The organism is Rhodospirillaceae bacterium, assembly GCA_018660465.1.
Classification (GTDB): Bacteria; Pseudomonadota; Alphaproteobacteria; order Rhodospirillales; family JABJKH01; genus JABJKH01.
Genome location: JABJKH010000088.1, coordinates 1 through 22,286, shown reverse-complemented (window position 1 = coordinate 22,286; position 22,286 = coordinate 1). Strand labels below are relative to the sequence as shown.

Sequence of the window (22,286 nt, the reverse complement as noted above, 5' to 3'; positions counted from 1 at the left end):
TTATTTATCCCTCAACGCCGCATTTACGCGCGGCAAAACTTCTTCTGCCATCAATACCATGGACCGCTGCCCAAGGGCCGGGTCTACCCAATCTAGTCCCGTATAAACCAAAGTTCCGAAAGGCCCGACCTCTTCGCGGAACGCCAAAATCTGATCGACCACGCTGTCGACTGTTCCGGCGATGACTTGGGTGTCGAGGGATTGCTGGAGGGTGATTTGCTCGATGGGTTGATCCGGGTGGGTTCCGAAGAGGCCGAGCTTACCACCGCGTCCAAGCTTCTTCATCAGGTTTGAAAAATAGAAACCGTAGGGGCCGTCTTCGGTCTTGGCATATGCCTTAGCGGTCGCGTCATCGTCGGCAACAAAAATGCATTTTCCAACCCGCCAACCCGCAGGGTCCTCCGGTTTACCTGAATTTTTCAGCCCCTCTAAATATTTAGGCAGGTGAGTCTTCACCCAATGGGCCTGAACATACTGGCACGATATCGGGTTCCAACCGCGTTCTGCCGCGAGCGTGATGCCATGTGAATAAGGAGCCAGCGCCGTCACCACAATCGGCGGGTGCGGTTTATGCCAAGGTTTTGGCACCAACCCCTGGCCAATTTCAGGCAAGTGGGTTTTCGTCGTCTTAAACGAAAAAAATTCGCCCTTCACATCGAACGGCGGTTCGCCCCACCAAAGCTCCATGATCTGCTCAAACGATTCGACCATCTTGGCGTTGCGATCGACTTCCAGATTCCCGAACGCTTCCATGTCCGACGGCTGCCCGCCGGGGCCGATCCCCCAAATAAATCGGCCTTCGAGCATTTGGTCGATCATCGCCACGTGGCCCGCAATCATCACCGGATGATAGACCGGCAGATTGGTGATGCCAGACCCCAGTTTGATATTTTCTGTTTCAGCAATCAGCCGCGCGATAAACATCAAACTCGACGTGATGGGTTCCGCCAAGTCGGTGAAATGTTCACCGATCAGCGCTTCTTTGTAACCAAGCTTGTCAGCAAGAATGATCGAAGCCAAATCTTCACGCAAAACATCGGCGTAATTACGGTCAATGGGATGAAGGGGCTGAATAAAGAAGGATAAATCCATGGGGCCTCACGACGTTAAATGAGATAAAATTAAATCGTTGGAAGGTGTAAATGGCAAGGGCTCACTTCTTCCCCCGTTTATCCTTGGGCATTTCCCCCGCCACCAATTCCGGGTCCAGATGGGTTGCGAATAAGCTGATCCCCCAATGGAGATGAGGACCTGTTGCGCGACCTGTTTTGCCGACGAGGCCGATCACGGTGCCCTTTGTAACGGTCGCGCCTTCTTTTACTAGAATTTTGTCCATATGCGCATAGACAGACGCGAGGCCGTGGCCGTGGTCGATCATCAGGGTCTTGCCAGTGAAGAACATATCTTGGTGCACCAACGCGATAACGCCGTCGGCAATAGCTAAGACAGGCGTCCCTAAAGGAGCAGCGATATCGATGCCAACATGGGGTCTGCGGGGTTGGCCGTTGAGAATACGCTGGGAACCAAAGACACCTGAAATTCGGCCTGTCACGGGCCACTGAAAACCAGATAAAAAATGCGGTGCTTCTGTGCCCAAGCGTCTTACCTTTTTAATCTTGGCACCGTCGGCACGAATGCGCCGCAGGTCATCTGGCTTAGGCGTCACTTTGCGGCCTGGCAAACCATCGACCTTAGAAATTTTCCAGGTGCGGGACTTTATGTGGAGGGGCTTATTCTCCTGCACGCCACTGGGGTGGAGGATACGAAGTGAAATTTTAGCCGGCGCATCGCGACCGAACCCGAGCAAAAAAACTCCTTCGGGTGAAACACGCAATTGGCGCTTGCCGACCATGACCTTGGTGCCAGGGTCAACGCGGCCTGTCACCAACCCGCCTTGGGTCAGCTCTCCGTTGATTTCAAGCGCATGGGCGGAGACCGCGCCACCGATTAGAATGACCAAAAACAGACAGATCAAACGACCGCGCATTATAAGAGCGTCCCCTGATCGTCATCAGGGTCACCGCCTGTACGCTTCTTTGGCTTGCCTGTCGGTTTTGCGCCAGAAGCCCGAACGGCGATATCTCCATCATGAAAGCGGATTGTCATATCAGCCCCGGACGTTACTGCCCCGGCGGAGCGCACATTTTCACCAGCACTATCCCGGACCAATGCAAACCCGCGCTCCAGAACGCGTTCATAGGAAAAGCTTTCTAACAGAGCTCGCGATGAATTTAGCTTCATCCCGCGGTCTTTTAATAACCCGCGCACGGCTCGGCCCAGTGCCCGGGTCTCGCCATTTAAACGCTGATGTTCTGCAGCGATGCGGCGCTCGGGACTGATCAGACCGGCGGCCAGTTCGCGAAGCTGAAGCTTGCGGTGTTTCAAGCCGACACTAAGGCCATTTGCCAAGCGCTCCGCCCAGTCATCCAGCCGCTGTGCGGCTTCATCAACCATGTGTTTTAGGTTGGGCAGGCCACGGACAAGGCCTTCCAGTCGCACCCGTCGGTCTCCCAACAGTCGGTTCATCCCGCCGACCAGCCTACTGCCGTCATCCATAAGTTGGGCCAAGAGGTTCAGGCGCACAGGCACGGCAATTTCAGCCGCCGCGGTGGGGGTCGGCGCTCGCCTGTCGGAGGCAAAATCGATTAAGGTAACGTCGGTTTCGTGACCAACGGCGGAGATCAGCGGGATATCACTTGCCGCAGCCGCCCGGACCACGACTTCTTCGTTAAACGCCCAAAGGTCTTCCAGACTGCCGCCACCCCGCGCCACGATTAGCACATCGGGACGGGGAACAGAACCCCCAGCCGCCAGCGCATTAAAGCCTTCGATGGCAGATGCGATCTGTTCAGCGGCGGTATCTCCTTGTACTACAACAGGCCACAAGATGACCCTGCGCGGAAAACGGTCGCCGATTCGGTGCAAAATATCTCTGATAACGGCGCCGGTGGGGGATGTGACGACGCCAATGACCTCGGGGATAAAGGGCAAGGGCCGTTTCTGACTTTCCTCAAACAGCCCTTCGGCCGCGAGTTTTTTCTTACGGTCTTCGAGAAGTTTTAAAAGCGCGCCTTCTCCCGCCAGTTCCATTTGATCGACCACGATCTGATATTTTGACCGGCCCGGATAGGTCGTCAGGCGTCCTGTCGCTACGATATCAATACCGTCTTCCGGCCTGAGCCCCAGCCTGCCTGCCGTGCCTTTCCAGCATACTCCATCAAGTACTGCGTTTTCGTCTTTGAGGGTAAAGTACATGTGGCCGGAGGCGGCCCTTTTAAACCCAGAAATCTCGCCCCGCACGCGCACCCGAGCGAACGATTGTTCGACCACACCCTTCAGTGCCTGGGATATTTCGCCCACGCCAAGGATCGGAAGATTGTGTTCTATTGCGTCTGTGTCTGGACTCTTGGGCATGGACGTTTGTATTTTCATAAGGTTAGGTGGTTGCTGCAAATAGTATAAGGCAAAGGAGAGACGTCAATGAAGGTTTTGGTTGTCGGGTCTGGGGGTCGCGAACATTCGCTGTGCTGGGCCATCGCCAAATCTCCCTTATGCGACACGCTTTATTGCGCCCCGGGCAACGCCGGCATCGCTGATGTCGCCGAATGCATCGACATTGGCACAGACGATATTGACGCCTTGGTTGACTTCGCAATTGATGACGAGATCGATTTTGTCGTTGTCGGACCAGAAGTACCCTTGTGTTTAGGTCTTGTTGATCGTCTTGAGGCCGAAGACATTAAAGCCTTTGGCCCTGACGCCAAAGCAGCCGAATTGGAAGGTTCCAAGGGATTTATGAAAGATCTCTGCGGCAAGTATAACATTCCAACGGCGAATTATGGACGTTTTGATGAACCCGATGCGGCCAAGGAATACATCATTCGCCACCCTGCCCCCAACGTTGTTAAAGCAGATGGATTGGCCGCCGGTAAAGGCGTCATCTTGTGCCACAATAATAACGAAGCCTTCGCCGCCATTGATCACATGATGACTGAAGAGGCCTTTGGTGATGCCGGTGCAGAAGTGATTATCGAAGAATTTATGGAAGGTGAAGAAGCCAGCTTTTTTGCACTGGTTGATGGCGAACACGCGGTACCCTTGGTTTCGGCGCAAGACCACAAACGCGCCCACGATGGCGATGAAGGCCCCAACACGGGAGGTATGGGCGCCTACACCCCTGCCCCTGTTATGACCGCTGATTTAGCGGAAATTGTGATGACGACAATTGTTGATCCGGTGATCAAGGGTATGGCTTCGGAAGGCCGTCCCTATAAGGGCGTTCTTTATGCGGGAATTATGGTGACCGATGAAGGCCCAAAGCTGTTGGAGATTAACGTCCGTTTCGGCGACCCAGAATGCCAGCCCCTGATGATGCGTCTGAAGTCGGACCTGCTAGAAGCGCTGCTGGCTTGTGCCGAAGGAAGAATAGATGAGATCAAGATGGAATGGCATGACGAGACCGCCTTACTGGTCGTCATGGCCGCCAACGGCTATCCGGGCTACTACAAAAAGGGCACTGTTATTGGTGGGCTGGATGCAGCTAACGCTGTGAAAGATGTGGTTGTGTTTCATGCGGGGACCCAGATCAAGGATGGCGAAGTCGTGGCGACGGGAGGCCGCGTCTTAGGAGTCACCGCACTCGGCAAAACAGTTGCTGCCGCCCAGAAAAAAGCCTACCAAGCGGTCGATAAGATTGATTGGCCAGGTGGGTTCTGCCGCCGAGACATCGGTTGGCGCGCAATCAAAAGGAGCAAGTGAAAATATGGACGATAAAACACGCACCGAACTGGAAGCTGCTGCCTTTCGTGGCTTGGTGGAGCACCTGCAAAAGCGCACCGATGTTCAGAACATCGACGTTATGAATTTAGCGGGATTCTGCCGTAACTGTTTGTCGAAATGGTACATGGCTGCGGCCAAGGAACGCGACATCGAAATGGATTACGACCAAGCCCGGGAAGTTGTCTATGGCATGCCCTATGACGACTGGAAAGATCAACACCAAGGGTCTGCATCAGACGCGCAAAAACAAACTTTCCAGGACACCAAACCCCTACACGCCAAGATTAGCGGGCATAATTAATTAAATTTAGTCGGATCACGTTCCTGCCATAAAGTTTGCGCCTGTTCGGTTGCCTCGTCTTGGGCAAGGGACGCGTCCATCAAACGCAAGGCGATCGCCAAGGTTCCTATAACCGCAGCGACACCATACTCATTTTCCTCGTCGCCACGCCAAACACGTGCCAACCGATCAACGTCCATATCTTCGTCAGCCGCTTGAAACGATTGATCGAGAATTTGCGGCCACCAGTCCTGTCCGAGTTCTCCTTCGTGGAGGGTGCAGACTTCCGTTTCTTTGTTGGGGCGCCGTTCAATTTCGCCGCCTTCACCGCGAAAGACCGCGACGGCATTAAAGCCAAGAATTTTGGCAGCAACTTGGTGTGTCTCCATAAACCCACGATGAAAAATTCCCTGCAATACGTTTGTTGCGCCAAACGGGTTAAGCAATCTTGCCACCGTATGAACTGGCGAGCGCAGACCCAAAATGGGTCGCAGATCAATGATGTCTCGAAGCGGTTGGTTGAGGCATTCCAACGGCAGATAGGCGAAACCTTCTCCTTCCAATTGCGCCGCAGCTTCATCAAAAGAACCTGCAACCGGTAGCCCGAGTGCTTTCAACGTATCGCGCAAATATACTCGTCCTGGTGTATGCCCTTCGGTTCCATGCATGAATACCTTGGTGCCATTTTGTGCCAACAAAAGAGCCGAGAGCAGGAACCAGGGAAGCTGCCGCCGCTTACCGGCATAGGAAGACCAATCCAAATCGACCTGAGGTGCCGAGCTAGGCACCTTAAAAGTCGCTCGAACGGCCTTAACGAACCCGGCTATTTCGTCGGCGGTTTCTTCCTTGAGCCGCAGCAGCATAAGGAACGCCCCCAATTGTTCAGGCCGCACCTCCCCCGCTAGGATCATGGTCATTGCGCCTTCTGCTTCTTCTGCGGTCAAAGAGCGCGTTTTCGTTTTACCGCGCGCCAGAATTCTAACATAGGGCGCGAAGGGGTGTTCTTCCGTCATAAATACTGATCCGTTACACATTTCATAGAATACTAATATACGTATCGCACCGGACAACTTCCATGCCCATTTGTCTTTCATCTTGGATTCTGTCACGCGATGAGATACCCCTGAATTAATTTAAAAATTGAAAAATACGGGGTGGGGGAAAATGACAATTCTTAAAGATCAGCGCGTCATCGCCATTGAAGAGCATTATTATGATGCTGAAATCGTTTCTCATTTTAAAGACATCGATGCGAAAACAGGCGGGTCTCTCCGTGCCATATTGGAAGATGTTGGCGAAGGTCGCATCAAAAGCATGGACGAGGTCGGGGTTGATGTGCAGGTGCTGTCTCACGGTGCGCCATCGACCCAACGCATGGATGCCGAATCCGGCGTCCGTGTCGCCAAGGCAGCAAATGATCGGTTATACGATATTGTCAGAAATCACCCAGACCGATTTGCCGCCTTCGCCAACTTACCGACGGCAGACCCTCAAGCCTCGGCCGACGAACTGGAACGCACAGTAGAGAAATTAGGTTTCAAGGGGGCCATGATCCACGGACTGATCGGTGAAGAATATCTGTTTATCGACAACGAACGTTTTTGGCCAATCTTTGAACGCGCCCAGGCTCTAGATGTGCCGCTGTACATTCACCCGGCCAATCCACACCCAGCCGTGGTTGATATTTATCTAAAGGATTACTTGGATGCCTTCCCTCACCTGAGACAAGCGGGGTGGGGGTTTACCATGGAAACCGCAACGATTGGGCTTCGCATCGTGCTGTCCGGCGTATTGGACAAATACCCCGATGTTAAGATCATCCTGGGACACCTTGGGGAAGGACTGCCGTTCCTAATGTGGCGAATCGATATGGCGCTAAACCGCCCCGGCAACGATGGCGTTCGGTTCCGCGATCTCTTCACGCGGAATTTCTATATCACCACCAGCGGATTCTTTTCCGATCCGGCATTGCTGTGCTGTATCCAGGAAATGGGCGTAGACCATATTATGTTCGCCATCGATTATCCGTTCGTTCCCAATGAGCCGGGACCAAAGTGGATGGAAAGACTGATGCTGAACGCTGATGACAAGGCTAAAATTTTACATGGCAATGCGGAGCGACTTCTGCGGATGTAAGGTATTGAATTTGGTTCCAGAGGCCCCCTCAACCCTGAGCATTCCTAATCGCGTCCCAGACTTTGTTCGGTGTCGCGGGCATGTCGATAAAGTCGACCCCCAGGGGCTCGAGTGCGTCGTTGACGGCACTCATCACGGCTGATAGCGCGCCGACTGTTCCGGCCTCACCGGCCCCCTTCACACCTAATGGATTTGTCGGTGTCGGCACTTCGTTGTTGCCGATGTTAAAGCTACAGAAATCGGCTGCGCGCGGCATGCAATAGTCCATGAACGATCCAGCAACGACCTGCCCTGAGTCGGCATCCAAGCAAAAATCTTCCATCAATGCCTGCCCAGCGCCTTGAACAATACCGCCCTGAATTTGTCCTTTTAGCAGCAGCGGGTTAATGACCGTGCCAACATCATCAACCACGGTGTAGCGCACGATTTCGACAGCACCGGTTTCTTCATCAATTTCCACTTCACAGATATGACATCCATTGGGGTAATTCGGCAGCCCCGTTGGTGAGGTCCCTGTTTGGTAGAGTCCTGGTTCAATATGCGGCGGCATTTTGCCCGGCATGAACGACGTCTTGGCGACGTCCTGGATTGTCATGGATTTGTTGGTGCCTTCGATGCTGAAGATGCCATCGTCGAACGAAATATCTTTTTCATCCGCATCCATCATGTGGGCGACGATTTTTGTGCCCTTCTCAATAATTTTTTGAGCCGCAATGCTGATCGCTGTTCCGCCCAAAGTAATCGACCGCGAGGCAAACGTCCCTGTCCCTGCGGCAACGATATCTGTATCGGCGTCTTTATATCGAATGTCGTCGGTATCAAGACCCAACTCGTTTGATAAAATCTGCGTAAAGACAGTTTCATGACCCTGGCCTTGGTCAGCCGTCCCCATCAGCAACGTCGCCCGACCTGACGCATCAAACCTTATTTCCGACATTTCCAGCATCTTGTGAGCGGCTTGTTCGATGGTGTTTGAAACACCAACACCCCGAAGTTTGCCATTGGCTTTCGAGGACTCACGACGGGCTGAGAATCCGTCGTAATCCGCCATGCCGACACAATCATCCAAGTTCTTGAGAAAATCACCGCTATCGTAAGTGAAAGTCAGTCCGGTTTTGAACGGCATGGCGTCGGCAGGAATTGTATTCCTGCGGCGAATTTCCACACTATCCATTTTCAATTCACGCGCCGCCGCATCAATCATGCTCTCAATGATATAGGCCGCTTCTGGACGGCCTGCCCCCCGGTAAGGACCCGTGCTTTGGGTGTTGGTCATGACCCCCGAAGCCACGGCATAAAGGGCAGGCGTCTTATAGGTACCGGCAATTCCCCCCAAACTATCGAAGGCCCCCAAGGTCGCGCGGTCGCTTGTGTAATAAGCCCCAATGTTGGTGATGTTCCGGGTGCGTAGCCCCAAAAATGTTCCGTCGCTGTCGAGTGCCAATTCAGCTTCGTATAGATGATCGCGGGCTTGCTCATCGGCCAGCAGAGCGTCGCTGCGTTCACTCACCCACTTAACCGGGCGGCCCAACATTTCCGCCGCCCACAGGGACAATGGATATTCCGCGTAGCATCCACCCTTCATGCCGAACCCACCGCCCACATCGTCACAATAGACATGAAACTTATTGATCGGCTGCTTGAAGATCGCGTTGGCAAGAATCATTCGGATCATATGCGGGGCCTGCAAAGTGCCGCGCAGGTGATAGCGATCATCAAATTCATCGTACTCGGCGACACAGCCTCGGGTCTCCATTGAATTGGTGGTGATCCGATTAACCACCAAATTACGCTTAACGATGTGGTCCGCCGCCGCAAACGCAGCTTCGACCGCGGCCTTGTCACCGAATTCGCGATGGAAGGCCACATTATCCGGGCACTCGTCCCAGACAGGAGAGGTGCTGGAATTTACCGCATCTTCCGTCATCACATTGACCGGCAGCGGATCGAACTCAACATCAATCAGTTCAGCTGCATCTTTCGCCTGAGAAAGAGTTTCGGCGACGATAAAGGCGAGGTTGTCCCCGACAAACCGCACTCGGTCTTTCGAGATCAAAGGTTGCGGCCGAATGAAAGCGTCTGAGCCATCGGGGCGTTTCTGCGGCATCATGGGACGCGGTGTGCCAAGCCCTCGTTCGGCGACGTCTTCGCCGGTTAGAACCAAAAGCACGCCGGGAGCTTTCCGGGATTCCTCCACATTAATGGATTTAATCACCGCATGCGCCACCGGGGAGCGTAATACAAACGCCCGCGCCTGATGGGGCAGGGTCACATCATCAACGTAGCGTCCCTTGCCCTGCAACAGCTTCGGGTCTTCAAACCGTGAGACCGGCTGGCCAATTCCGAATTTTCCCATCCGTCGCTATCCCTATTATAAATCAAACATTTTGCGGGCATTGCCGCCTTTGATCGCATCGCGTTGATCACCCGGCAGACGATCAATGATGCTGTAGAGCTTATCAATGTCATAGGGCATTGGATAATCGGTCCCGAACATAATGTTCCCCGGGCCTGCCAAATCAAGACACAAGTCTAATGCCCCTGGGTCATAAAGAATTGCATCGTAATAAAGATTGCTCAGAATTTCGCTGGGATTCTCTTTAATCTTTCTGGGGATAAGCGTCTCAACGCCTAAGAAAACATCCAAACGGCCGGCGACATAGGGCAGATAGCCTCCGCCATGCGATACGATAATCTTGAGATTTGTATATCGGTCAAAGAACCCATCAACAGCCATTCGACCCACAGCCAGCGTGGTGTCGAACATAAAGCCCAACCCCGGCATCAGAATGCGCTCGCTGGTGAATTGGGCTTCCTTAGACCCAAATGGGGCTGTCGGATGCAAGAGCACCGGCAGACCCCGCCGATCAATTTCTGCCCAGATCGGTTCAAACAATGGATCGATCAAGTGTTTGTCGTTGATGTGGCCGGTCACCATGACCCCGACGGCGCCATTGGCAACTGACCGATCAAGTTCGGCCAAGGCTTTTTCTGGGTATTCCCAAGGAATCGATGCCAGCCAGCGAATACGGTCTGGATAGGCGCGTTGCCCTTCGGCCATTTCATCGTTGGTGACACGGGCGGTTTCGGCGCTCACGTCTTCGCCACCCCAGAACACATTGGGTGACGTCAGTGAGACGATTGAAACGTCGATCTTGTTCGTGTCCATGTCTTTTATGCGCGCATCGTAATCGAAGGCCCCTACTTCCAGCGCGCAAGCGGGTGCGCCATGTTCGAACAGATAATCTCGGTCATCCGATAAGACCTTGGTATCATAGACCGGCCCGCCGTGCTTTTTGAGCATCCCCAGCCAACCATTGCCGAACATATGGGTATGGATATCGATAATCGGTGCCATGGGGCTGTCTCCAAAACTTTGTTTATTTATATCTTGTTAGAGAAGAAGGTATCTCAGACGGCAAAGCGGGGGCAATCTCCGAATCTACAATTTTCAAATCTTATTCAATTTAGATTCAATGATTGACGGCGAATTGTTGAAAAGGTCATACTTCGACACGACAGGGAGAGTCCGATAGAGAATTTTATTCCGACGCAAACAGTAGAATGTCCGTGCATGGTCGCCAAGTTTCCTTAAATGGCTATGTTCGTTAACAATTTGCCCGCCGAGGAAGAATATTTTTAGCGATAAAATTTTCTACGGATTTGGCTTCAAAAATGCCGAATAGAGGAAATAAAATGAAAAATACAGGATCTCGTACATTAATTGTTGGTGCCGCCTCTGCGGTGGCACTGCTCGCTGCCGCGTCTTCTGGACATGCAGCATCACTTACATCTCAAGAAAAGGCGTTGATTGCCGGTGCCAAGAAAGAAGGCGCCGTTACCATCATCAACCCACTTTTCAGTGATCGTACCAGCCAACGCATGGCCAAAGCCTTTAAAGCGCGTTATGGCTTGGGCGACGGTTTCAAGTTTAATAACCTACGTAAGGGCACGGGCGCGACAGTGTCTCAGGTTCGCCAAGAATTTAAAGCTGGCAAATACACCGTTGATGTTGTGTTGGTCAGTGCACCAGGCTTTTTCGCAGCTGCTGCCGAGCGGGGCGCATTTGCCAAGCTCGATAGTGGTAACTGGAAAGACAGCACCAAGCTCGTCAAGTCTGCAGGGCAGTATTCTAACTACCCCTATGTCGTGACACCGCTGGCTTATACCTTCCAGCCAGTTTGGAATACAGCATGCCCCGGCATGAAAGACTTCAATGTCACGTCTTATGCCGACGTTGCCAAGATGTCGCTTAAAGGCCAAACGATTTCGTCCGATATCACCAAGAGCTTCACATACACCAACACAGCTATCGCGTTGGGCGAAGCCGGTGCGGTTGATTTCAATAAGTTCTGGCCAAAACTGAAGAAGACCGACCCCGTCATCGAATTCCGCACAGAGCCGAAAATGCAAATGCTGATTTCGTGCCAACGTGGATTTGATATGTGGAACCTATCTGGCCGGGTTTATCAGAACGTGAAGAAAAAAGCGTCGCTCGCGAAGACCTTGAAGATTGGCTACTACAAAGAAGGTCAAGTCATGCTTGGTAATCAAACAGCCGTCTTTAAGGGTGCCAAGCACCCCAACGCGGGTAAATTGCTGGTTGAATTTCTACTCACCAAAGAAGGCGCAGATGTCTTCGTCGAAGGTGAAGCGATCTATAGCTTCCGTGAGGGGTACACCCCGCCGGCGGCAGCCAAACCTTATCTTCTTGATCTCAGCAAGCATAAGCTGCTGGGTATGAAAGACTGGGTCGGCGCGCAGAGGATGTTTAAGAAGACACGCAACCTCTGGCTGGATAATTTCCGGTAGAATTACTTATCATGACGCTAATCGGGGCTCCGTTAAAAAGCGGAGCCCCGCCTAAGCACAATCGTTGCCCTGGCGCGCGGGCTGCGGTTTTGGTACGAACAGTGTGCCGCAATCATTGAACTGTTTATAATTGAATTAAAATGAATACAAAGACTGCTACCGCAAACGCCAACGGATCAGCCCTTTCGAACCGTCTCCAGGGCTTGATGACTCAAGAAAACATCATTACGGGGATCATCAGCCTTATCGTGGCTGCCGCGGTGATTTTGCCACTGTGTGTCCTTTTCGTGAGTAGCTTTTTAGTGCTCGACGACATGGGTTTTGACACCGAATGGGGGCTGGAAAATTATCGGCTTCTCTACACGGATCGGATCATCCCCAAGGCCTTCGTTAATACGCTTATTATCAGTTCGGGCTCCACCATTCTTGCGACATTCTTAGGTGTCTCGTTGGCCTGGATCAATGCTCGCACCAACTGTCCGGGGCGAGATTACCTGGAACCTTATAATTTAATTCCTTTTTTCCTGAGCCCGTTTGTTGGCGCGATCGCGTGGCACAGTCTCGGCGAGCCCAAGACGGGTCTTCTCAATGTCTGGGCTCGTGACTGGTTCGGCGTTCAGGATCATTTGATCAACGTCGATAATATTTACGGCGTCATCTGGGTGACAGGCATTTTCTTTGCGCCCTTGGTTTACCTCTTTGTTGTCGGATCGCTCCGGCGTATGGATCCTTCGCTGGAGGACAGTGCGCGAACCACGGGTGCAGGGTTATTCCGTACCACGATGACCGTGACTTTGCCCCTAGTGATGCCGGGCATCTTATCAGGCGCCATTATTGTGTTCGTGACCAGCGCCGGTGAATTCGGCGTGCCGTTTAAGCTCAGTGCGCCCTACGGCTGGGAAACTCTGACCACGCAAATCTTCTCAAAGGCCGTCGGCGATGACGCAAACCATTACTTGGGTGCCGCAATGAGCATGGCCTTGGGTATCATCACCGTGTTCTTGATCTGGATTCAACAGCGCTACATTGCACCGCGTTCGTTTACCACGGTCACCGGCAAGGGGTTCAGGCCCAACGTCCTTGATTTGGGCAACTGGAAATGGGTCGCCTTTGGCTACAATATAGTATTTATCATGGTCGCCGTCGTGCTGCCGATCTTTTGTTTATTCGTTGTCAGCCTTCATCCGGTGTGGGAAGGGCATATCATTTTCAGCGATATGAGCTTCAACAATTATGTGAAGACTCTTTTCTTCTGGCGTGAGGATTCCATCAAGGCCGCCACCAACGGAATTTTTAATAGTTTCATCTTGGCCTTTGTTGGCGCCACCCTGGCGATGATAATGGCACTGGTGATCAGCTACATGATCCACCGCACCAAGGGATTTGGCTCTAAGCTGCTCGACTTCCTGTGCGTCGTTCCCATCGGATTTCCGGGCATTGTGCTCGCCATGGGCGTTCTCGTGACTTATATCAAGACGCCAATCTATGCGACATTATGGATTTTATTGTTGGCCTATATCACGCGGTTCTTCCCCTATGGCCAACGCAATATTGCGGCCGTCATGATGGCCATTTCCGAAGAACTTGATCAGAGCTCACGCATGGCTGGCGCGTCCTGGATGACGACGATGAAGCGGATCACAATCCCGCTGTTGAAACCGGGGATTTTTGCCGGATGGATTTTACTGTTCATTATTTTCCTCCGCGAACTTTCAATTTCAATTATTTTGTACACGACAGGAACCGAGACCTTATCTGTCGGTGTCTACTACCTGACCAATTTTGAGAACGAACCACTAACAGCCGCCCTATCGATGGTTCAGACGTTGGTCCTGTTGTTCTGTATTTACGCATTCCGCCGCCTTGCCGGTCGTGAAGCATTATCGGCGTGATTGGCGAAGCAAATGGCGAATGAGAATAATTCAGACGAATATCTAAAGGTTACGAACCTGGTTAAATGGTTTGGTGATGACCCGGCTGTGGACAATATTTCCTTCAGCATTCCGGAGGGAAGTTTCCTCACGCTGTTGGGACCGTCTGGCTGCGGCAAGACCACGACGCTGATGAGCATCGCCGGTCTGCATGCCATTGACAGCGGCCATATTCAGGTCGGTGACTTGGTCTATACCTCGCCTGAGGACAGTATTTTCCTGCCGCCAGAACAGCGCGACATTGGCATGGTGTTCCAAAGTTACGCCATCTGGCCGCATATGACAGTCACGCAAAACGTCGCTTATCCTTTGGACATTCGGAAAGTTCATCAAGACGAGATTGACAGCCGCGTTGCCGATGTTTTGGAACTGGTCGGGCTGACCGACATGGCTGATAAAATGGCGACCCAACTATCTGGTGGTCAGCAGCAGCGTGCTTCGCTGGCGCGCGCCATTGTGTCGAAGCCACGCCTGCTGCTATTCGATGAGCCGCTTTCTAACCTGGACCTCAAGCTCCGCGAACAAATGCGGGTTGAGCTAAAGCGCATTCAGCACGAAGTCGGCATTACCTCCGTTTTTGTCACCCACGACCAAGCCGAAGCGCTGGTCATGAGCGACGAAATTATCGTCATGAGCAAGGGCCATATCGAGCAACGCGGCGGCCCGCTCAATATTTATTCTCAACCGTTAAACAGGTACGTCAGTAACTTCATCGGTGTCGCGAATTTGCTTAAAGGTCGGGTTGCGAAAGTAACAGAGCCCGGTCGCGGTGAAGTTGAAGTTGAAGAGGGTGGTAAGAAGGTTCTAGTCCCCTGCCTGCTCGGTGATGGAATTTCAGATGGCGCAGAAGCCGTGCTTTCGGTTCGCCCGGAGAACGTACATGCATTGCGCGAAGACCCCGGCGATGGCAGTCTTGAGGGCGAAGTGATCCAAGTAATCTTCCTTGGTAATTACGTCGACTGCCGCGTTAGCTGGGGCGAATTTGAATGGAAAGTTATAGCCCACCCCAGGGACAAATTGCGCGAAGGGGAAAAAGTTTATTTGCGTTTAGATGCTGATCACACACTGGCGGTACGACCATGACACAAAATCAAAAAATCATGGTTCACATTGATGGCCTTCATAAAAATTTTGGGGCCGAAGTCGCCGTCAAAGATGTCTCCCTTTCAATTGCAGAAGGGGAGTTCGTAACGCTGCTGGGCCCGTCCGGTTGCGGCAAGACGACGACGCTTCGGTGCGTTGCCGGACTGGAGCGACCGAACGCTGGAGAAATCAGCATTGAAGGGGATGTTGTTGTCTCCGCAGAGCGCGACATTTTTCTCTATCCTGAATTTCGCAATATTGGCATGGTCTTCCAAAGCTATGCGGTTTGGCCACACATGACGGTGTTTGAAAATGTTGCTTACGGACTTCGGGTTCGAAAAGCCCCCGCCGATGTCGTCAAGACCAAAACGATGCGGGCGCTTGAGCTTGTGGGGCTTGATACTCTTGCCGACCGCTTTGCTACCAAACTTTCCGGCGGGCAACGCCAGCGTGTCGCCCTGGCTCGAGCAATTGTTTATGAGCCCAAGGTGATCTTGTTTGATGAGCCGCTGTCTAACCTGGATGCCAAGCTGCGCGAACAAATGCGGATCGAACTTGTTCGGTTGCAGAAGGAAGTCGGCATCACCTCTATTTATGTGACCCATGATCAAGGCGAAGCCCTTGTGATGAGCGACCGTGTCGTCGTCATGGACAAGGCCGTCATTCAGCAAATAGGCGACCCTCAGAACATTTATGCAGACCCGGTTAATACCTTCGTTGCCAAATTCATCGGCACGACCACTATTATGGAGGGGACCTCGTTGGGTCGCACCGGGGACTACTGTGATATGGAAATCCCACTTGGCAATGGTCATGCTCCGCTTAGAATTCAAGCCCTTGGCGGCGCAGGTGCGACCGCGGGAGACCAATTATTCATAAGCTTGCGGCCAGAAGACATAACGTTGCATCTCGAAAAACCAAGCGGCACCTCTCACGGCAACATTTTCGAAGGCAGCGTCATTGATACGATTTATCTTGGCAGCTTTTTAGAATGCCGGATTGATGTTGGCGGTCACGAGGTCGGAATTCAAATCGATCACTTCGAGCAATTAGAACCGGGGCAGAAGATATTTCTCTCCTTCCTGCCCGATCACGGTCTCTGCCTGACTGAATAATTCCCTCGCTTTAAAACGTCTTCTCCTTAAAACGTCTTTTTCCGGCGGATTTTCTTCGGATGATCGACAGGGAAAGTCAGGCCGCTTGCGTCGACGCCTAAGTTGACCATGGCCTTGGCCAATTCAATGGCACAGCTATAACCTTCAAGTACGGGAATTTCCCATCCCAATTCGGTCAAGCGTTTTTGCAGGAACGGCTGCAGCCAAAACAGGGCCGAACAGCCAAACGTAATGACTTCGGCACCGTCTTCCTCAATCGCCGCAACGGCTTCTGTCACGGCGGTCTCCACCATGTCCGAATGCTCGCCCGCCAACGCCTTTTTCTTTTCCTTAGGGATGGACCGGCTTTCATCACCGCCCGGTCGCGGCAAGGGGTAATTGATGTTGCGGATGGACGCGCAGCGGTGATCCATTCGATGCTGAATAATAAGATTGTAGTAGTACATGTTGTGAGATTCAGCCATGTCGATGACGCTGAACTTATTCCCCAGCATGGTTGCAAAATGCATTTGCGAATGACCGCATGCCGTCACAGGTATGTTGAATTTGCGACCTATTTCACGGGACTCGTTGAACCCGGGCTCACCGCCACCTAGTAAAACGATCGCATTATATTTACCGCTTTCGCAGCCTTCTCGAACAAGGGGAATACGCGCCGCAGCCGCCAGGCCAAATTCTTCCCGGTTCTCCACCGGCCAATCGCCATAGCTCGCAATGGCACCGTTATGTAAATCCCATTCGACGTCGGCAAGCAGGTGCTTAACGTTGTCATAGTTCATCAAAACTTCTTCCTTGGGCCCCTTTAGCGAGCGATGTGCATAGCGCGACCCTTCTGGCAACCCAAAGGCATTAACTAAGTAAAAGCGGTATTTCTTTTCCAATTTAGAACTCCTTATCCTCAAATCAATCGCCCCGCACGGCTTTCACCGTGCGGGGCATGATCGACATAACGGGAACGACCAAAATCGTTTCCGAAATTTATGCGTCTTAGCTACCCGTCAAACCTTTAACGAGTTTCAGGTACTTCTTGCTCTGCGTTACCCGCAACTTATCGTACGCAGGGCCCATGACCATGTTACGGTTTTCGCCAAGGCTTTTCATCAGCTTCTTATAGGTCTTATCATTTTGAAGCTTGCCAAAAGCGTCCTGTAGCGTTTTGAGGCGATCCGCAGGGATGCCCTTTTGAGCCAAAAGGATACGCTGCATGATGTTTCCGCTTCCGCCATAACCCATGTCGTTAAGGACAGGAACACCCGGCAGAATTTTCATCGGCTTGGTACCACCGACGGCAAGAACACGTACTTTACCGGCTCTCGCTTGACCCATGACCGTACTCGGACGACCAAATGTGAAATCAGCATCACCCGCAAGCACAGCGCGCTTGGAAGGTCCGCCACCTTTATACGGCATGAACTTCGCTTGAACGCCAGCTTTGGTGAAGATCATTGCACCGGCTGTGAAGGATGCGCCCCATTTTCCAGAGTTTGAAAACTTCAGCTTGCCTGGGTTTGCCCGGCCATAATCCAACATTTCTTTCAATGTCTTCCACGGCTTGTCCGCTCTGACCCAAAGAAGAGGGGCCGAGTCATTGAGTTGTACAACGCTAACCAAGTCTTTAAGCGGCTGATAAGACAGGTTCTCCGTATGCGGCTGAAGCTGATCAACAAAGTTGTGTGTAAACAGCAATGTATAGCCATCAGCCTTAGCCTTGGTGGCATACGCCGTTGCTTTTTGTCCACTGGCGCCCGGCATCAGCTTCACGATCATCGCTTGGCCAAGATACTGCGGGATAATACTGGTGAACACACGGGCATTCATATCGTGGGAACCACCGGCTCCGAACGGAATGATAATCGTGATTGGCTTGCTCGGATAATTATCTGCCTGAGCAACGCCAACAAAAGTCGCTGCCCCCAAAAGCAGTGCGCCCATAAATGACGCGGTACGTTTAATACTTAGCTTGAACATCTAGTTCCTCCTGTTTTCGATCTATCGACAAGCGATCAAATCGTTCGTCGATCTGTTATCACGCCATATGTTAACTCTATTGGCGCATATGCATTCCGGGAAATTCATATTATGTGACGAGCTTCCCGCAATCTCGTCCATCACGGTTCCCCGTGAAATTCTTTTAGGCCGAAATCATACATCATATTTTCGGCTTAACCCAAATTTATTGTACGATTTTGCCTGCGATCGCATCTCCCATTTCTCGTGTGCCGACGGTGCCGCCTAGGTCCCCCGTCAAGTGAGTGGCCTCCGCAATCACATCATCGACTGCTTTATCAATCAAATTCGCAGCCTCAATCGCCTTGGGTTCGTCATGCTTCCGACCCAGCCAGTCGAGCAGCATTTTCCCTGAGATAATCATAGCATATGGATTGGCAATGTTTTGCCCGGCGATGTCTGGCGCGGAACCGTGCGTCGCCTGCGCCATCGCCTGGGTATCACCAACACAAAGGCCAGGAGCTAATCCCAAACCTCCAACAAGCCCTGCGCCCAAGTCGGTCAATATATCGCCAAACTGATTGGTGGTGACAACGACGTCATAAATCTGTGGCTCCATCACCAACTTCATGGCAATCGTATCAACGTGAATATCATCGAATTCCACATCGGGATACTCGACAGCTAATTTCCTAGCTTCTTCCATAAACATCCCACAGGCTAATTTAAAGACGGCGTCTTTATGAACGACGGTAACCTTTTTACGCTCCCGCGTCCGGGCGATTTCGAAGGCTTCGCGGATAACGCGCCGTGAACCAGTTCGGGTAATGATCCGTGTCGCAATGGTGATTTCATCGTTAGGACGGTATTCCCCTGTTTCTGCCACGGTTACGGTATGTGACTGCAATCCTTCCGTCACTTCTCGCAAAAATACGATATCAATACCTTCATGAATAGACGGCAGGTTTGAATAGGATTTGACCGGTTTTACACTGGCGAATAGTTGATGAATCTTTCGCAATCTCGGGGTAACCCAAGTTGGATCATTCTTTGGGTACGCCGCGTGGCCGATGGGCCCCTGAATGAATCCGTGTACATCCTTCAGGGCGTTGAGTAAAAACTCAGGCATGGTGTGCCCGTGGGTTTCGTGCCCCTTCGCCCCAATCGGCAAGTCTTGCCAGTCAATTTCAAGACCGGTCCGCGCAGCAGCAGCCTTCATCACCTTCACGCATTCGGGAACGACCTCCAACCCAATGTCGTCACCTTCTAAAATCCCAATTGCGAACTTCATTAGGAGATATCTTCACCAACCAAGACAGCATCCTGCCGTTTGGTTGACTGAGACTTATAATGTTTGTATCCAAAATACCCCAGCGTAGCGAACAGCATAAGATAAAGAACACCGGCAGAAAGCCTTTCGGTGAACAGATAAACAATCAAGTTGCCGTCGGCCATATTAACGGTCTGACCAATGGTGTATTCCAGGATTGGTGCCAAAATAAAAGCCATCACCATAGGCACGACATCAAAATCCAGCTTTCGCGCGAAGTACCCGAAGACACCGAAGTAGACCAAGAACTGCAAATCAACAGGATCTGACCGGAACACGTATGATCCCGCAAACGCCGTCAGCACAATAATGGGAACCAAGTAAAACCGCTTCAAAGTTACAATGCGGGCAAAGATAGGGATTGAGACATAGCCAATAACCAAGAACATGACGTTGGCGATAATCATCGCAAGTAACAGAGCGAACACCAGGGGGCCGTGCTCCGACAACAATTGTGGTCCGGGTCTTAAACCATGGGCAACGAAAGCCCCCAATAAAATTGCCGTTACTTTATCACCCGGTATACCAAGGGTTAAAAGCGGCACCAACGTTGGCCCGTTGACCGCATTGTTCGCAGCTTCAGCTGCTGCAACACCTTCCAGTTCCCCTTTGCCAAAAGTTTCTGGATGGGTGGACTTTTTCTTGGCTGCGGCATACCCGGCAAAAGCAGCGACCGATTGTCCAGCCCCTGGCAAAGCGCCAATTACAGTTCCAATGGCAGTCGAACGACAGATGCTCCTGAAGCATCTCTTAAATTCGTGGAAATGCAGACGTTCCCCGGCCGTAGATAAATCGACCGGGTCCTTATTGGTTTTGTTCGATACCGCGAGCCGTTCCAACACAGCGAGAATTTCAGGAATGGCAAAGACACCAATCATCATCGGCAACAGCGGAATACCTGATTTTAGTTCCATGCTACCGAACGTAAATCGGGTCATGAACCCAAGCGGGTCTTGGCCGACCATCGACAGCATGATTCCAAAGAACGCCATGGCCAGCCCTTTGATCAGCGCGCCCGTACTTGCTGCTGCGATAATGACCAAGGCGATCAAAATAATGACGGACAATTCCGGTGGACCAACCAACAGTGCGATCATTGCAATCGGCGTTATCATGAATAGCGTAATAATATCGCTAACCAGATCACCGAAAACAGATGCATATAATGCCATTTCAAGGGCTTTCCGCCCCTTCCCTTTTTGGGCCAACTGTGGCCCATCCATGGTCGTCGCAATTGCAGCCCCTGTCCCTGGTACCGAAATTAAGATGGCGGGAATGCTGCCACCATAAATACCGCCCTTATAAACCCCGATCAGAAAAGGAATTCCGACCAACGGATGAAGAAAGAACGAGATTGGCAAGATAAGCGCCATCGCCATAACCGTTGTGAAGCCCGGCAATGCACCGACAAACATTCCTAAAAACAGGCCTAAGCTGATCACGCCGAAGGTGTCCCAACGGGCTAACAGAAAGAACCCCTCAATTAAACTCTCATACATATCGGGTTCCCCGTTAGAAAATGATGCCTTCTGGCAACGACACCAGAAGCAGCTTCGTAAATACGAAATAAATGAAGGACGGCACGCCGACGCTCAGGATCAGCAGCGTCCAAATATTACGATTGCCCAAGAAGAGCGATAACGTCAGAGACACCAATATGCCAGAAAGCCAATAGCCAAACGGCTCAAAAGTAATCGCGAAACCGTACAGAATAACGATGATGATCGTCAGTTGGACGGCGATCTGGCGGTCCAGCCCTTTGAACGGGTCTTTCAGGGGGGCGCGGAGACTTTGCACTAAAGCAACCCCACTCAATACAAACATCCCAATCGCTGCTAGGGCCGGAAACAAGGTTGGCTTCATATCCATGAAAGCCCGGCCAAACAACATCTTCGGCTTTTCAATTTGGTATGGAATAAGCAAATAGAACACCGCTGCCAGGACCATCATGCCAATGAGAACATAGGCCTCAATGTTCCCACGCAGTGTGTATTTTTGATCCCTACCTTCATCGTTCGTCATTAAAAATCGCCCCTGTTCGTTCCGCTAACCCAAATATCTGGCTGCATCATAAAGATTAAATACAGCATGCTAAATCATTTTCCCGCACTCAATATCCCTCACTGAGAAGGGGGAAGACGCTATCGATGCCCCGCCGGCCCAAGGGCGACGCAGGCTCTATGTAGTCCCGGCTCAGTTCGGAAAATGACGTTACGCCCAAGAGCCCCAGGCAATTATGGATTTCAACTTCCAAAATTTCCAGCATGCGTACGATCCCAGCATGCCCCCCGGCGGCACCAGATAAGCCCTGCAAGCGGCCAACTCCAACCGCATCCGCACCCAACGCAATCGCCTTAACCACATCGGTTCCACGCATGATGCTGCCATCGACCATGATCGTCGCGCGGCCTTTAACCGCATCAACAATCCGCGGGAGCAGCTCGACCGAGCCCTTGCCATGATCCAATTGGCGACCGCCGTGATTCGAGATGTAAATCCCATCGACTCCATAATCCAACGCCATCAAGGCGTCATCCGTCGTTGCGATCCCCTTTAGGATCAAGGGCACATCAATGTTGCTGCGAATTCGTTCCACATCGGACCAGTTAAAACGCGCTTGAAATACTTCTTCGGCGGCGCCTACTCGTGCGGTCGGCCTAAAAGATTTGGACAAATTTCGGTCCCGTCGTCCGTAGTACGCACGATCAACTGTTAAGCAAATGGCGGCAAACCCGTTATCCACGGCACGCGCGATGACTTCGTCCACCCACGTTGCATCGCCCCGCACATAAAGCTGAAATAATTTAGGGTAATCAACGCACCCTGCTACTTTTTCCAGTCCCGGCTTGGCGACCGAACTCAGCATATGCATG

The 22,286-nt window shown here is 51.9% G+C and carries 19 protein-coding genes; 7 read left to right on the top strand and 12 right to left on the bottom strand.

The window, feature by feature from the left end; translation table 11 throughout:
* The 3 genes from HOM51_13915 to HOM51_13905 form a co-directional block, all read right to left on the bottom strand.
* Positions 1–1,092: an LLM class flavin-dependent oxidoreductase gene (locus HOM51_13915; GenBank protein ID MBT5035604.1), complete on the bottom strand. Its 1,092-nt coding sequence runs from the start codon at positions 1,090–1,092 to the stop codon at positions 1–3.
* Positions 1,093–1,153: 61 nt separating this feature from the next.
* A complete protein-coding gene (locus tag HOM51_13910) occupies positions 1,154–1,987 on the bottom strand; it encodes a M23 family metallopeptidase (protein MBT5035603.1) in 834 nt (277 codons plus the stop codon).
* Entirely contained in the window at positions 1,987–3,414 is a 1,428-nt protein-coding gene (locus HOM51_13905) for an exodeoxyribonuclease VII large subunit (GenBank protein ID MBT5035602.1), read from the bottom strand. Before HOM51_13905 ends, HOM51_13910 begins: the two co-directional genes overlap by 1 nt.
* 66 nt (positions 3,415–3,480) lie before the next feature.
* Between HOM51_13905 and purD the strand changes: the two genes are divergently transcribed.
* The gene (purD, locus tag HOM51_13900) at positions 3,481–4,758 is read left to right on the top strand and encodes a phosphoribosylamine--glycine ligase (protein MBT5035601.1); all 1,278 of its coding nucleotides are present in this window, start codon (positions 3,481–3,483) and stop codon (positions 4,756–4,758) included.
* A 4-nt stretch (positions 4,759–4,762) separates the two neighbouring features.
* Complete coding sequence (locus HOM51_13895) at positions 4,763–5,080, top strand: DUF1244 domain-containing protein (protein ID MBT5035600.1); 318 nt, start codon at positions 4,763–4,765, stop codon at positions 5,078–5,080.
* Here HOM51_13895 and HOM51_13890 read toward each other — a convergent pair.
* Positions 5,077–6,072, bottom strand: coding sequence for a glycosyl transferase family protein (locus HOM51_13890; protein ID MBT5035599.1), 996 nt, complete (start codon positions 6,070–6,072; stop codon positions 5,077–5,079). The two genes, HOM51_13895 and HOM51_13890, sit on opposite strands and share 4 nt — an antisense overlap.
* Before the next feature lie 151 nt (positions 6,073–6,223).
* Here HOM51_13890 and HOM51_13885 point away from each other — a divergent pair, with 151 nt between their 5' ends.
* The gene (locus HOM51_13885; GenBank protein ID MBT5035598.1) at positions 6,224–7,195 is read left to right on the top strand and encodes an amidohydrolase; all 972 of its coding nucleotides are present in this window, start codon (positions 6,224–6,226) and stop codon (positions 7,193–7,195) included.
* A gap of 28 nt (positions 7,196–7,223) precedes the next feature.
* On the opposite strand, the gene HOM51_13880 is transcribed toward HOM51_13885, so the two are convergent.
* Complete coding sequence (locus tag HOM51_13880; GenBank protein MBT5035597.1) at positions 7,224–9,551, bottom strand: xanthine dehydrogenase family protein molybdopterin-binding subunit; 2,328 nt, start codon at positions 9,549–9,551, stop codon at positions 7,224–7,226.
* Positions 9,552–9,566: 15 nt separating this feature from the next.
* Positions 9,567–10,553 (bottom strand): amidohydrolase, encoded by a 987-nt coding sequence (locus tag HOM51_13875; protein ID MBT5035596.1) that lies wholly within the window; start codon positions 10,551–10,553, stop codon positions 9,567–9,569.
* A 338-nt stretch (positions 10,554–10,891) separates the two neighbouring features.
* Here HOM51_13875 and HOM51_13870 point away from each other — a divergent pair, with 338 nt between their 5' ends.
* The 4 genes from HOM51_13870 to HOM51_13855 all read left to right on the top strand — a co-directional run bounded on the left by HOM51_13870 (position 10,892) and on the right by HOM51_13855 (position 16,136).
* A complete protein-coding gene (locus HOM51_13870; GenBank protein ID MBT5035595.1) occupies positions 10,892–12,007 on the top strand; it encodes an ABC transporter substrate-binding protein in 1,116 nt (371 codons plus the stop codon).
* Positions 12,008–12,147: 140 nt separating this feature from the next.
* Positions 12,148–13,899 (top strand): iron ABC transporter permease, encoded by a 1,752-nt coding sequence (locus tag HOM51_13865; GenBank protein ID MBT5035594.1) that lies wholly within the window; start codon positions 12,148–12,150, stop codon positions 13,897–13,899.
* 12 nt (positions 13,900–13,911) lie between these two features.
* Entirely contained in the window at positions 13,912–15,021 is a 1,110-nt protein-coding gene (locus tag HOM51_13860) for an ABC transporter ATP-binding protein (GenBank protein MBT5035593.1), read from the top strand.
* On the top strand, positions 15,018–16,136 hold the full coding sequence (locus HOM51_13855; GenBank protein ID MBT5035592.1) for an ABC transporter ATP-binding protein: 1,119 nt from the start codon (positions 15,018–15,020) through the stop codon (positions 16,134–16,136). The genes HOM51_13860 and HOM51_13855 overlap by 4 nt, the downstream gene beginning before the upstream one ends.
* A 26-nt stretch (positions 16,137–16,162) precedes the next feature.
* Here HOM51_13855 and HOM51_13850 read toward each other — a convergent pair whose 3' ends face one another.
* The 6 genes from HOM51_13850 to HOM51_13825 form a co-directional block, all read right to left on the bottom strand.
* The gene (locus HOM51_13850; protein MBT5035591.1) at positions 16,163–17,017 is read right to left on the bottom strand and encodes a hypothetical protein; all 855 of its coding nucleotides are present in this window, start codon (positions 17,015–17,017) and stop codon (positions 16,163–16,165) included.
* Positions 17,018–17,123: 106 nt separating this feature from the next.
* A complete protein-coding gene (locus tag HOM51_13845; protein MBT5035590.1) occupies positions 17,124–18,104 on the bottom strand; it encodes a tripartite tricarboxylate transporter substrate binding protein in 981 nt (326 codons plus the stop codon).
* Between the two features lie 205 nt (positions 18,105–18,309).
* Positions 18,310–19,374 carry an isocitrate/isopropylmalate dehydrogenase family protein gene (locus tag HOM51_13840; protein MBT5035589.1) on the bottom strand — a complete coding sequence of 355 codons (1,065 nt, stop codon included), beginning with the start codon at positions 19,372–19,374 and terminating at the stop codon, positions 18,310–18,312.
* On the bottom strand, positions 19,374–20,912 hold the full coding sequence (locus tag HOM51_13835; protein ID MBT5035588.1) for a C4-dicarboxylate ABC transporter permease: 1,539 nt from the start codon (positions 20,910–20,912) through the stop codon (positions 19,374–19,376). Before HOM51_13835 ends, HOM51_13840 begins: the two co-directional genes overlap by 1 nt.
* A gap of 13 nt (positions 20,913–20,925) precedes the next feature.
* A complete protein-coding gene (locus tag HOM51_13830; GenBank protein MBT5035587.1) occupies positions 20,926–21,435 on the bottom strand; it encodes a tripartite tricarboxylate transporter TctB family protein in 510 nt (169 codons plus the stop codon).
* A gap of 88 nt (positions 21,436–21,523) precedes the next feature.
* The coding region (locus HOM51_13825) for an alpha-hydroxy-acid oxidizing protein (GenBank protein MBT5035586.1) at positions 21,524–22,286 on the bottom strand (763 nt) is incomplete at its 5' end.